The sequence below is a fragment of the Bradyrhizobium ingae genome (assembly GCF_055791185.1).
In genome coordinates this window covers 69,117-81,256 of the sequence record NZ_JBVUBB010000021.1, presented here as the reverse complement: position 1 = coordinate 81,256, position 12,140 = coordinate 69,117, and the positions used below count along the sequence as shown (strand labels likewise).

The 12,140-nt window shown below is 63.1% G+C and carries 10 protein-coding genes and 1 pseudogene; 7 read left to right on the top strand and 4 right to left on the bottom strand.

The window, feature by feature from the left end; genetic code table 11:
* Positions 1-10 precede the first annotated feature (10 nt).
* Together ACV1FX_RS26380 and ACV1FX_RS26375 are read left to right on the top strand one after the other, a co-directional pair.
* Complete coding sequence (locus ACV1FX_RS26380) at positions 11-529, top strand: hypothetical protein (RefSeq protein WP_473120491.1); 519 nt, start codon at positions 11-13, stop codon at positions 527-529.
* 12 nt (positions 530-541) lie between these two features.
* Positions 542-664, top strand: a pseudogene (locus ACV1FX_RS26375) (KUP/HAK/KT family potassium transporter); the annotation flags it as partial.
* A gap of 30 nt (positions 665-694) precedes the next feature.
* On the opposite strand, the gene ACV1FX_RS26370 reads toward ACV1FX_RS26375, so the two are convergent.
* From ACV1FX_RS26370 to ACV1FX_RS26360, 3 genes are all read right to left on the bottom strand, one after another.
* On the bottom strand, positions 695-1,441 hold the full coding sequence (locus ACV1FX_RS26370; RefSeq protein ID WP_473120490.1) for a hypothetical protein: 747 nt from the start codon (positions 1,439-1,441) through the stop codon (positions 695-697).
* Between the two features lie 111 nt (positions 1,442-1,552).
* Positions 1,553-4,294, bottom strand: coding sequence for a DNA gyrase subunit A (gene gyrA, locus ACV1FX_RS26365; protein ID WP_473120489.1), 2,742 nt, complete (start codon positions 4,292-4,294; stop codon positions 1,553-1,555).
* A gap of 169 nt (positions 4,295-4,463) precedes the next feature.
* Positions 4,464-4,862, bottom strand: a complete 399-nt coding sequence (locus tag ACV1FX_RS26360; RefSeq protein ID WP_473120488.1) for a DUF2306 domain-containing protein — start codon at positions 4,860-4,862, stop codon at positions 4,464-4,466.
* 190 nt (positions 4,863-5,052) lie between these two features.
* Here ACV1FX_RS26360 and ACV1FX_RS26355 point away from each other — a divergent pair, with 190 nt between their 5' ends.
* Positions 5,053-5,403 (top strand): low molecular weight protein tyrosine phosphatase family protein, encoded by a 351-nt coding sequence (locus ACV1FX_RS26355; protein ID WP_473120487.1) that lies wholly within the window; start codon positions 5,053-5,055, stop codon positions 5,401-5,403.
* A gap of 11 nt (positions 5,404-5,414) precedes the next feature.
* Here the strand turns inward: ACV1FX_RS26355 and ACV1FX_RS26350 are convergent, their stop codons facing one another.
* Positions 5,415-5,906: a single-stranded DNA-binding protein gene (locus tag ACV1FX_RS26350; RefSeq protein ID WP_473120486.1), complete on the bottom strand. Its 492-nt coding sequence runs from the start codon at positions 5,904-5,906 to the stop codon at positions 5,415-5,417.
* Between the two features lie 449 nt (positions 5,907-6,355).
* Here ACV1FX_RS26350 and ACV1FX_RS26345 point away from each other — a divergent pair, with 449 nt between their 5' ends.
* The 4 genes from ACV1FX_RS26345 to ACV1FX_RS26330 all read left to right on the top strand — a co-directional run bounded on the left by ACV1FX_RS26345 (position 6,356) and on the right by ACV1FX_RS26330 (position 12,073).
* Positions 6,356-7,126, top strand: coding sequence for an outer membrane protein (locus tag ACV1FX_RS26345; protein WP_473120485.1), 771 nt, complete (start codon positions 6,356-6,358; stop codon positions 7,124-7,126).
* Positions 7,127-7,356: 230 nt separating this feature from the next.
* Positions 7,357-8,115, top strand: a complete 759-nt coding sequence (locus ACV1FX_RS26340; protein WP_473120484.1) for an outer membrane protein — start codon at positions 7,357-7,359, stop codon at positions 8,113-8,115.
* A gap of 263 nt (positions 8,116-8,378) precedes the next feature.
* Positions 8,379-11,363, top strand: a complete 2,985-nt coding sequence (gene uvrA / locus ACV1FX_RS26335) for an excinuclease ABC subunit UvrA (RefSeq protein ID WP_473120483.1) — start codon at positions 8,379-8,381, stop codon at positions 11,361-11,363.
* A gap of 146 nt (positions 11,364-11,509) precedes the next feature.
* Positions 11,510-12,073, top strand: a complete 564-nt coding sequence (locus ACV1FX_RS26330) for a DinB family protein (RefSeq protein ID WP_473120482.1) — start codon at positions 11,510-11,512, stop codon at positions 12,071-12,073.
* The last annotated feature ends 67 nt before the right edge of the window (positions 12,074-12,140 follow it).

The window sequence follows — 12,140 nt, the reverse complement described above, 5'->3', positions numbered from 1 at the left end:
AGGGCAATTCATGAAATCAAATGTTCGCCACTCCTCAGCCCTCAAGGTGGCGCTTGGAATATGTCTCACATGGCTCTGCGCTGGGATATTCTACGTCGGCCTCACCCATGCCACGCTGGATGGAGCGCCATTCGTCTTCTCAGCATATGACGAAGGTCTCGGTCTTCTGATCACGATCAGCGCACCGGTGGCACAATCCGCCTTCTACATCCTGGCGCGCAGGACGAATTGGTTGCTGAACGTCTATCTCGCCCTTTCAGTCGCTTCTTGCGCTGTCGCGGGCCTGAATCTGGCAACCGGCGGCTATCGGTTCAGCTACTGGCACCAAGGCGACTACCAATGCCTGGAGGGCTGTAACGAAATCTGGCTTTTTGGCTATCTGGTTCTGGCTCAAGGCTGCGCCCTGATGTTCCCGCGAGCAGTTTTCGAGGGCCTTTCGAACTCTTGGCGGGTTGCGCTGAGACTCGCTCTCAGCGGCGTCCTGATATGGTTGCTTCTGTCATCCTGTGCGATCGGGTTATCCATGTGATGCTGCGCCAGAGGCCTGCTGGCCTGGCGCGAAGGCGTGTTCGCCTTCTTCCAGCGGAATGCCGAGCGCTCGGCCACGTTCTTCGGCGTCCCAACCGGACAGGTGGTGGACTTCGGCACTGAGCTGGAAATCTAGCGAGGGATAGCCGCGCAGTGCGTCGGGCGGCTATGGTTGCTTGGCTGGCAATCGACGAACCGCCCAGCCGCTGTCGAAACGCGTCAAAATCGCATCGCAGTCATTATCCGGGCACTTCTGCTCTGTGTCAGCGGGGAACACCCGTAGGGCAATGTGATCGTCGTCTATCCAGCGTTGAACGTGCCACTCCAACGGTTCACCTTCATCCGCACGCTGCCACTCGAGTTGGAGCGAACCATTTGTTGTCGAGCCGACAGCAAGATTGTAGGGACCGCCGTAGGCCAGGTCGTTGTCGATGACGAGAAATCTCGATCCGTCCGCTGAAAAATGCGGCTCTCCGCCGACCTTCAACGTAACTCCGGTCCGAGCACTCACAAGCTCGACTGAGCTTCCTTCATAGTACGTAATCAAGATCGAATAGACGCGCGCGTCCGGATGATAGCCGACCAGCCAATGCATGACGCAATTGTTCGCGTCATCGCTCGCGCAGGCCTTTGGATTGTCTTGATACACCTTGGACGTGCGGTTTTCGATCTTGAGCGCCAGCCGCTCCCCCTTGCGGCTCGCCAGCGTCCCAAGCTTGCGTAAGCACTCCGCTTGGCGATCCCCAGCCTTTTGACCCTCCGCGTCTGCACTACAGATGCCAGCGGGAACGTTGGAAGCGGTCTGCCCTGCTGCGCGCCCGGCGCACGTGCATAATGTCCATCCGACCAGCAGGAGGAAAATCAGGGGGCGATTCACTACGGGTCCGTACTTTGCGGCGAGCAGCAGCCCCAACACTACTTCGAGTTACAGCTTCGGACAACTCTTCCCGAAACCGGTGACGCCGGAATGGCTTCAGAACGACCCGGGTTTTCGCTTGCGCTCAACCCGGGCTACGCGTCCAACCTAACCGCCGTTCTCGTTCTCGCCGTTCCCATTCTCCGCCTCTTCCGTAATGTGCTCGACCGAGACGACGTGCTCGTCCTCGGCGGTGTCGAACACGATCACGCCCTGCGTCGAGCGGCCGGCGATGCGGATGCCTTCGACCGGGCAGCGGATCAGCTGGCCCTTGTCGGTCACCAGCATGATCTGGTCGGCCTCTTCCACCGGGAAGGACGCCACCAGGTTGCCGTTGCGGTTGTTGACGCTCATCGCGACGATGCCTTTGCCGCCGCGGCCCGTGGTGCGGTACTCGTAGGACGAGGTCCGCTTGCCATAGCCGTTGACGGAGACGGTGAGCACCACCTGCTCGGCCGCCGACATCTCGACGTAGCGCTCCTGCGGGAGCTGGAAGCTGCCCGAGGTCTCTTCGGTCTCGGCGTCCGCTGAAGCCTCATCAGCCGCAACTTCGCCGGCCACCGCGCGGCGCATCTTCAAGTAGGCCGAGCGCTCGTCCGATGTGGTCTCGACATGGCGCAGGATAGCCAGCGAGATCACCTTGTCGGCTTCCGGCAGCGCGATGCCGCGCACGCCCATCGAGGTGCGCCCGGTGAACACGCGCACGTCGGTGACGGGGAAGCGAATGCACTGGCCGCCGGCGGCGGTCAGCAGCACGTCATCGCGCTCGGTGCAGATCTGCACGTCGACGATCGATTCATTGTCATCGAGCTTCATCGCGATGATGCCGGAGCGACGGACATCGACGAAGTCGGACAGCTTGTTGCGGCGGACGTTGCCGCCGGTGGTGGCGAACATCACGTCGAGCTGGCCCCAGGTGGATTCATCCTCCGGCAGCGGCATGATGGTGGTGATGCGCTCGCCCTGCTCGAGCGGCAGGATGTTGATCAGCGCCTTGCCGCGCGCATTCGGCGCGGCCATCGGCAGGCGCCAGACCTTTTCCTTGTAGACCTGGCCGCGCGACGAGAAGAACAGCACCGGCGTGTGCGTGGAAGCCACGAACAGGCGCGAGACAAAATCCTCGTCGCGGGTCTGCATGCCGGCGCGGCCCTTGCCGCCGCGGCGCTGCGCCCGATAGGCCGACAGCGGCACGCGCTTGACGTAGCCGGCGTGGGAGACCGTGACGACCATGTCCTCGCGCTGGATCAGGTCTTCGTCCTCGACTTCGCCTTCCTGCTCCATGATCACGGTCCGGCGCGGCGTGGCGAACTCCGCCTTCACCTCGGCCAGCTCGGTCTTGATGATGTCGAGGATACGGGCGCGCGAACGCAGGATGTCGAGATAGTCGCCGATCTCGCCGGCGAGTTTTGAGAGCTCCTCGCCGATCTCGTCGCGGCCGAGCGCGGTAAGGCGCGCCAGGCGCAGTTCCAGGATCGCCCTGGCCTGCTCCATCGACAGGCGGATCGTACCGTCCGCATTGATGCGGTGGCGGGGATCGTCGATCAGCGTGATGATGTCCTCGACGTCGCGCGCCGGCCAGTCGCGCGTCATCAGGGTCTCGCGCGCGGCGGCCGGCGTGGGCGAGGTCCGGATCACACGAATGATCTCGTCGATATTGGCGACGGCGATCGCAAGGCCGACCTGCTCATGGGCGCGCTCGCGCGCCTTGCGCAGCTTGTATTTGGTCCGTCGCGTGACGACCTGCTCGCGGAAGCCGACGAAGATCGTCAGCATGTCCTTCAGGTTCATCGTCTGCGGTCGGCCCGAATCGAGCGCGACGGCGTTGACGCCGAAGCTCGTCTGCAACGGCGTGAATTTGTAAAGCTGGTTCAGCACCACGTCGGGCACGGCGTCGCGCTTGAGCTCGACGACGACGCGGTAGCCGTCGCGGTCGGACTCGTCGCGCAGATCCGAGATGCCCTCGATCTTCTTTTCCTTGTAGAGCTCGGCGATGCGCTCGACCATCGTCGCCTTGTTCACCTGATACGGGATCTCGGTGATGACGATCGCCTCGCGCTCTTTCCGGACCGTCTCGAACTCGACCTTGCCGCGCATCACGATCGAGCCGCGACCGAGATGATAGGCGCTGCGGATGCCCTGGCGTCCGAGGATGATGCCGCCGGTCGGGAAATCCGGGCCCGGGATGATGTTGTTGAGCTCGTCGATGGTGAGCGACGGATTGTCGATCAGCGCGACGCAGGCATCGATCACTTCGCCGAGGTTATGCGGCGGGATGTTGGTGGCCATGCCGACGGCGATGCCACCGGCGCCGTTGACCAGCAGGTTCGGGAATCGCGCCGGCAGGACCACGGGCTCCCTCTCGGAGCCGTCGTAGTTGTCCTGGAAATCAACCGTGTCGTCGTCGATGTCCTCAAGCAGCTTCAACGCGATCTTGGTCAGGCGGGACTCGGTGTAGCGCATCGCTGCCGGCGGATCGCCGTCGACCGAGCCGAAATTGCCCTGACCGTCGATCAGCGGCGCTCGCATCGAGAAGTCCTGCGCCATGCGCACCAAGGCGTCGTAGATCGCCTGGTCGCCATGCGGGTGGTATTTACCCATGACCTCGCCGACGGCGCCGGCGGACTTCTTGTGCTTCTTGTCCGGGGTGTCGCCGCGATTGTTCATCGCGAACAGGATGCGGCGATGCACCGGCTTCAAGCCGTCGCGCGCATCGGGCAGCGCACGCGCCACGATCACGCTCATGGCGTAATCGAGATAGGACTTCTTCATCTCCTCATAGATGGAAACGGGGCGAATGTCCGAGGGGTGCGCCGGCTGGTCGCCGGGCGTGTCGTTATCGTCGTCAGCCAAGGGGGAATCCGGTGAGTTTTTGTCCGGGAATCATATAGCGCATCGAGGGCCTGATAACCACCCTCGCGGAGGCCGCCTGAAGCGCTTTTTCCGCCTATTCTTCCAACGACTTACGGCTACCGCGAAGCCTTGTCGGGAGAGCCCGGAGCGGGAGCGGCGGAACCCCGCCTTACGAGCCGAATATCACGTGATGCATGATGCGTCCCGGCAGCAGCGTGAACACCCCTGCGACCACCAGCGCGCCGGCGAACATGAAGATCATGATGCGCCGGTGATCGGCGACGCGATGGGTATGCGCCCGCCACACCGCGAGCGGCAGCATTATAAGCGTGAAGATCGATAAAAGATGGATCGGACTGAACGGCCCGACCAGCCTGATCTGGTGAATCCAGAACGACGACGCAGCCACGACCGCCATCAGCGCCACCCAGATCCAGCCGACCGTGCGGTGCGGCAGCGTGCCCTTGGGAGCCGCGAACTGGACGACGCCAAGCACGAAGGCCGCCATCGCCGCAAAGGCGTGGAGCGGAATGGCTGGAGCCGCTTCAAGCAATGGCGCGAAGCTCAATGTGGCGTACCCTCTGGCCGGGAATCTGTGATGTAAATAGGCTTAACATAAAGTTAATACCATTCACATCGCGCACCGTCAAAGGCTTGAGGCAACACATGAGATCAGCTCGAAAAACCGTGCGCGATCCGCGAATTGGTAAGCAATCCTGCCACTTCACGCGAGCGCGGCACTTCCTTGGAGCGGTAAAGTGACCAATGTCCTGTTTGTCTGCAGCGCAAATCGTCTGCGCAGCCCTACCGCCGAGCAAGTCTTTTCGACCTGGCCGGGCATCGAGACCGACTCGGCCGGCATCTCGAACGACGCGGGCGTGCTGTTGTCGACCGAACAGGTCGAATGGGCCGACATCATCTTCGTCATGGAGAAGACCCACCGTAACAAGCTGAACCGGAAATTCCGATCCAGCCTGAATGGCAAGCGAGTCATCTGCCTCGACATTCCTGACGACTATGAATTCATGGATCCCGTCTTGATCCGGATGCTCGAAAGTCGAGCCGGCCGTTTCCTGTCCCGACCCGCCGCGGCTGTTCCCAAGCCTTAAGCAGGCAAGCCTCAGAACGGAATGTCGTCGTCCATATCGCTGTTGCGGCCGCCGCCTGCGGCAACTGCGCGGCGCGGTGCGCTGCTCACCGGGCCGGAGGAGCCGAAATCGCCACCCGGCTCCTCGCCGAAGCTGCCGCCTCCCCCGCCGCCACGGCCGTCGAGCATCGTGAGGTTGGAGTTGAAGCCCTGCAGCACAACCTCGGTCGAGTATTTCTCGGCGCCGCTCTGGTCGGTCCATTTGCGGGTCTGGAGCGCACCTTCGACGTAAACCTTGGCGCCCTTCTTCAGGTACTGCTCGGCAACCTTCGCGAGCCCCTCGTTGAAGATCACGACGCGGTGCCACTCGGTCTTTTCCTTGCGCTCGCCGGTCGCCTTGTCGCGCCAGGTCTCCGACGTCGCGATGCTCAGATTGGCGATCGCTCGCCCGTCCTGGGTGCGGCGGATTTCCGGATCCTTGCCGAGGTTGCCGACCAGAATGACCTTGTTGATGCTTCCCGCCATCGCCGCTCTCCACTCCAAACTGCGAAATTGTCCGAAAAAAGCCGGAGCCGTGCCGAAACCGCTCGCTGCCGCCTGCCGGATGCGACCCTATACGCTCGCACGCCTGGCCTAGCCCGCGGTCCCGCAGGTTATCCCCATATATAGCACCGGGGCGAACAATGTTCCAGCTTTGTTCCTGCGTAGGCGGTATTACGATGAGGCCGCAACATCAGGTTGTAGACCTCACAAATAAACGGAACCGCATGGAACTTTTTTGGGTTCCCGCGGACGGAAATACCGCTTAACATTCATTAACTTAGGAACCGCTTAGTTCGCTCGCGACTGTTGCTTTTGGGAGACGGACTCTACCTCCAAATCAGACTAGGTTTGGCGCGACATCAATTCATTGGGCGTCGCGCCTGATTGACCGCTTCGGGGATCAAAGAAGCGGCACAGCCGGAGGGACAGAAATGAAGAAGATTTTGGTGGGGGCCATTGGGGCAATTGCGCTGAGCCTGTCGGCTCCGGCGAGCGCGGCGGATCTCGCTGCACGTCCATACGTCAAGGCTCCGCCCCCAGCGATCGCCGCGGTGTACGACTGGAGCGGCTTCTACATCGGCATCAACGGCGGCGGCGGCTCGGCCCACAAGTGCTGGGACTTCGTGGACAGCACGGGCATTGTGACCGGCGTTCCCGGCAGTCTCGTGGGTGAAGGCTGCCATAACGCAACCGGCGGCACGATCGGCGGCCAACTCGGCTATCGCTGGCAGTCCGGCCAGTGGGTGTTCGGCTTCGAAGGCCAGGGCAACTGGGCCGACTTCCGGGGCGACAACACCAGCGCCGTCTTCCCGACGGACCGCAACCGTTCGCGCATCGACTCCTTCGGTCTGATCACCGGCCAGATCGGCTACGCCTGGAACAACGTGCTGTTCTACGTGAAGGGCGGCGGTGCGGTTGTCGGCGACAAGTATGACATCTTCGACATTCCGAGCGGCGCGCTGCTGGCTTCGGCCCGCGAAACCCGTTGGGGCGGAACGGTCGGCGCCGGGCTCGAATTCGGCTTCGCGCCGAACTGGTCGGTGGGCGTCGAATACGACCATATCTTCCTCGGCCATCGCACCCTCGGCTTCACGGACACCGCCGGCCTCCCGGCCGGAAGCGACAGGATCGGCCAGGACGTCGATATGGGCCTCATCCGCCTGAACTACCGCTGGGGCGGCCCGCTGATCGCGAAGTACTGATCTTCGCCAAATCTCTTTCTGTTGAAAAGGCCGGCCTCGCGCCGGCCTTTTTGCTGCCCGGGTACAGCCGGCGGGTATAGGTCAGCCGTGCTCACACGTTTTCCGGGTGGTGTGGCATCTCGGGCACACAACTTGCGGCTTCACTGGTGTATGCACGACATCAGTTGGACCGCAGCGTCCGCTGTCCTTCCCCGCACGGAAGGCAAAAAACTGGGACTGGGATTAAGAAGATGAAGAAGGTTTTGTTGGCTTCGGCCAGTTTGTTCGCACTCAGCGCGTTCGCCCCGGCCATGGCTGCCGATCTGGCGGCCCGCCCCTACACCAAGGCTCCGGCTGTGGTCGCGGCGGTTTATGACTGGTCAGGCTTCTACCTCGGCCTCAACGCCGGCGGCGGCTGGAGCCACACTTGCTGGGATCTAATTAACGTTGCCGGCGTGCCGGGCGGTCCGGTCGCCGAAGGCTGCCACAATGCGTCGGGCGCGGTGGTCGGTGGCCAACTCGGCTATCGCTGGCAGGCCTCGAACTGGGTGTTCGGTATCGAAGGCCAGGGCAACTGGGCCGATCTGAAGGGCTCGAATGTCAGCCTCGTGTTGGGTGGCCTCGGTGCCAACAACACCAAGATCGACGCGATCGGCTTGATCACGGGCCAGGTTGGTTATGCCTGGAGCAACGTCCTCTGGTACGTGAAGGGCGGCGCGGCCGTCGTCCACGACAAGTACCGCGGCACCTTGGTCGCCGACGGCTCCGAATTCGACAGCGCCAGCGAGTCGCGCTGGGGCGCTGCTGTGGGCACCGGCATCGAATTCGGCTTTGCGCCGAACTGGTCGGTTGCGGTCGAATACGACCACTTGTTCCTGGGCCACCGCGACATCTCGTTCCCGGCGACCACGCTCGCATCCAGCCGTATCGACACCATCAAGCAGGACGTCGACCTGGCCACGGTTCGCTTGAACTACCGCTTCGGCGGCCCGGTCGTCGCGAAGTACTGATCGTCGCAGATAAATCTCGACGGAAAGGCCGGCCTCGCGCCGGCCTTTTGTTTGTTCCGGCGATTCGGCCTGCAGACCTGCTGCCAGGTGCCGCCAGCGCGCCAACAAATCGTTGACGATTCGTAACTCGCTCTGGAAATCTCCGCTCGTTCTTCCTACGTTCGCGACTTACCCACATGGCGTCCATCCCCGGTTCCGGGCGAGGCGCGCCTGAACGCCGGCGCGAGCCGTGCGGCGTGGGAATCTCCTCGGGGACCACTGGGATGGACGAAGTGATCAAGGCGAAGCGCCAACAACAGAACGCGGGATCACACCTGCGCGCAATTACGATCCGTGGCGCGCGCGAGCACAACCTCAAGAACATCGACGTCGAGATTCCCCGCGACAAGCTCGTGGTCTTCACCGGGTTGTCCGGCTCTGGAAAATCCTCGCTCGCCTTCGACACCATCTACGCCGAAGGCCAGCGTCGCTATGTCGAATCGCTGTCGGCTTACGCCCGCCAGTTCCTGGAGATGATGCAGAAGCCGGACGTCGACCAGATCGACGGCTTGTCGCCGGCGATCTCGATCGAGCAGAAGACCACCTCGAAGAACCCGCGCTCGACCGTCGGCACGGTAACCGAAATCTACGACTACATGCGCCTGCTCTGGGCGCGCGTCGGCGTGCCCTATTCCCCCGCGACCGGCCTGCCGATCGAAAGCCAGACCGTCTCGCAGATGGTCGACCGCGTGCTGGCGCTCCCCGAGGGCACCCGCCTTTATCTGCTCGCCCCGGTCGTGCGCGGCCGCAAGGGCGAGTACAGGAAGGAACTCGCCGAATGGCTCAAGAAGGGCTTTCAGCGCGTCAAGATCGACGGCACGTTCTATGAACTCGCTGAAGCGCCGACGCTCGACAAGAAATTCCCGCACGACATCGACGTTGTGGTCGACCGCATCGTGGTGCGCGCCGATATCGGCCAGCGCCTCGCCGAAAGCTTCGAGACCGCGCTGAAGCTGGCCGAGGGCCTCGCCGTCGTCGAGTTCGCCGACGCGCCGGCGGCTGCGCCCGCGGAAGAAAAAGAGAAAAAGAAGACCGCCAAGATCCACGACAAGAGCGGGCCCGAGCGCATCCTGTTCTCGGAAAAGTTCGCCTGTCCGGTCTCCGGCTTCACCATCCCCGAGATCGAGCCGCGCTTGTTCTCCTTCAACAACCCCTACGGCGCCTGTCCTGCCTGCGGCGGCCTCGGCGTCGAGCAACATGTCGACGAGGACCTCGTCATCCCCGACAAGGAGATGATGATTGGCAAGGGCGCGATCGCGCCCTGGGCCAAGTCGTCATCGCCCTATTACATTCAGACGCTGACTGCGCTCGGCAAGCACTACAAGTTCACGCTGACCACCAAATGGAAGGATCTGCCCAAGAAGACGAAAGACGCGATCCTCCATGGCTCCGGCGAGGACGAGATCAAGTTCTCCTATGAAGACGGCGTACGCTCCTACGACACCAAGAAGCCGTTCGAGGGCGTCATCACCAATATCAATCGCCGCTATCGCGAGACCGAGAGCGAGTGGGCGCGCGAGGAGCTGGCGAAGTATTTCCACGACGTCCCCTGCGAGGCCTGCAAGGGCTTTCGGCTCAAGCCGGAGGCGCTCTGCGTCAAGGTCGGCGGCAAGCATATCGGCGAGATCTCCGAGCTCTCGGTGAAGCGTGCCGGCGAATGGTTCGAGGGAGTCCCTGATGCGCTGAACAAGCAGCAGAACGAAATTGCGGGCCGCATCCTCAAGGAAATCCGCGAGCGCCTCACCTTCCTGCTCGACGTCGGCCTCAACTATCTGACGCTTTCGCGCTCCTCCGGCACGCTGTCGGGCGGCGAGAGCCAGCGCATCCGCCTGGCCTCGCAGATCGGCTCGGGGCTGACCGGCGTGCTCTACGTGCTGGACGAGCCCTCGATCGGCCTGCACCAGCGCGACAATGCGCGCCTGCTCGATACGCTCAAGCGCCTGCGTGACCTCGGCAATACCGTGGTCGTTGTCGAGCATGACGAGGACGCCATTCGCCTCGCCGACTACGTCCTCGACATCGGCCCTGGCGCCGGCATGCATGGCGGCCACATCGTCGCCGAAGGCACGCCCGCCGAGATCATGCGCAACCCGAAATCGCTGACCGGCAAATACCTCACCGGCGAGCTCGAGGTCGAGGTGCCGGACCGGCGTCCGCCGAACCATCGCCGCACCATCAAGGTGGTGAACGCGCGCGGCAATAACCTGAAGAACGTCACGGCGGAGATCCCGCTCGGCCTGTTCACCTGCGTCACCGGCGTTTCCGGTGGCGGCAAGTCGACGCTGCTGATCGACACGCTCTACCGCGCCATCGCCCGCAAGCTGAACGGCGCCAGCGAAGGCGCAGCCCCCCACGACCGCATCGAGGGCCTCGAGCACATCGACAAGATCATCGACATCGACCAGTCGCCGATCGGCCGCACCCCGCGCTCGAATCCTGCGACCTACACCGGCGCCTTCACGCCGATCCGCGAATGGTTCGCCGGCCTACCCGAGGCGAAAGCTCGGGGCTACGAGCCCGGCCGCTTCTCCTTCAACGTCAAGGGCGGCCGCTGCGAGGCCTGCCAGGGCGACGGCGTCATCAAGATCGAGATGCACTTCCTACCCGACGTCTACGTCACCTGCGACGTTTGCAAGGGCAAGCGTTACAACCGCGAGACGCTGGAGGTCCTGTTCAAGGGCAAGAGCATCGCCGACGTTCTCGACATGACGGTCGAGGAAGCCGCCGAGTTCTTCAAGGCCGTGCCACGCGTTCGCGAGACCTTCAACACGCTGCACCGCGTCGGACTCGACTACATCCATGTCGGCCAGCAGGCCACTACGCTGTCCGGCGGCGAAGCCCAGCGCGTCAAGCTGGCGAAGGAGCTGTCAAAGCGCGCCACCGGCCGCACGCTCTACATCCTGGACGAGCCCACAACAGGCCTCCACTTCCACGACGTGAAGAAGCTGCTGGAGGTGCTGCACGAGCTGGTCGCGCAAGGAAACACGGTCGTCGTCATCGAGCACAATCTCGAAGTCATCAAGACCGCAGACTGGGTCATCGACCTCGGCCCCGAAGGCGGCGACGGCGGCGGCGAAATCGTCGCCTGGGGCCCGCCGGAAGATATCGTGAAAGCGCCGCGGAGCTACACGGGCAAGTTTTTGGCGCCGGTGCTGAAGAAGGCAGGCAAGCCGAGGAAGGCGAGCAGCGCGAGCGAGGCGGCGGAATAGGTCACCGGACCGCATGAGTTGGTGGACGGAAAGAGCAAATCCGGGACCTTCGATCGAATCCGATTTGCGCCACCGCATATTGCTTAGCCCGGCTGCTCGATCGCCGGACCGGATCGGCCTTCGCTCGGGCTGGAGGGAGAACCGATATGCCAGCCGGCATCGTGCAAACCAACCGTGCTTTTGCTCACAACAATGCCTGGGCTAACCATCGACTGCTCGCCGCCTGTGCAAAGCTGAGCCAGTCCGAATTCGAAGCCGCACGGGCCGGCTTCTTTCCGAGCGTGCAGCGCACACTGAACCACATCTACGTCATCGACCTCTTCTACATCGACGCGCTTGAGGGTGGTTGGCTCGGGCCGCGCGCCTGGGAGAACGAGGTGCCATTCCCGTCCCTTTCCGAGTTGAAGCCAGCACAGGCCGCAATGGACAAGCGTCTGATCGCCGTCTGCGATGCACTCACGCCCGAGCTTCTAAACGTTCCGGTCCGCGTCAACCGCGACACGAACGTGCAGACCGAGCGGCGTGACCGGCTGCTGATGCATCTGTTTCAGCACCAGATTCATCATCGGGGGCAGGCGCATGCCATGCTGTCCGAAACCAACATCGCGCCGCCGCAACTCGACGAGTTCTTCGCTGAAGGAGAAGCGCCGCTCCGGGCGGCCGAGTTCGCCGAACTGGGCTGGAGCGAGAACTCCGTTTGGAGACCTTAGGCGCGTCGACGAGCGGCCGACGCTCGCCGACTAAGGGAGCCTCGGCAGCCCGCTCACCTCGCCACGC

What these genes read in the sequence shown, in the direction of transcription:
- ACV1FX_RS26345 (WP_473120485.1), top strand. Translation starts at nt 6,356, where the DNA reads ATGAAGAAGATTTTGGTGGGGGCCATTGGGGCAATTGCGCTGAGCCTG.
- uvrA (WP_473120483.1), top strand. Translation starts at nt 8,379, where the DNA reads ATGGACGAAGTGATCAAGGCGAAGCGCCAACAACAGAACGCGGGATCA.
- ACV1FX_RS26330 (WP_473120482.1), top strand. Translation starts at nt 11,510, where the DNA reads ATGCCAGCCGGCATCGTGCAAACCAACCGTGCTTTTGCTCACAACAAT.
- ACV1FX_RS26340 (WP_473120484.1), top strand. Translation starts at nt 7,357, where the DNA reads ATGAAGAAGGTTTTGTTGGCTTCGGCCAGTTTGTTCGCACTCAGCGCG.
- ACV1FX_RS26380 (WP_473120491.1), top strand. Translation starts at nt 11, where the DNA reads ATGAAATCAAATGTTCGCCACTCCTCAGCCCTCAAGGTGGCGCTTGGA.
- ACV1FX_RS26350 (WP_473120486.1), bottom strand. Translation starts at nt 5,906, where the DNA reads ATGGCGGGAAGCATCAACAAGGTCATTCTGGTCGGCAACCTCGGCAAG.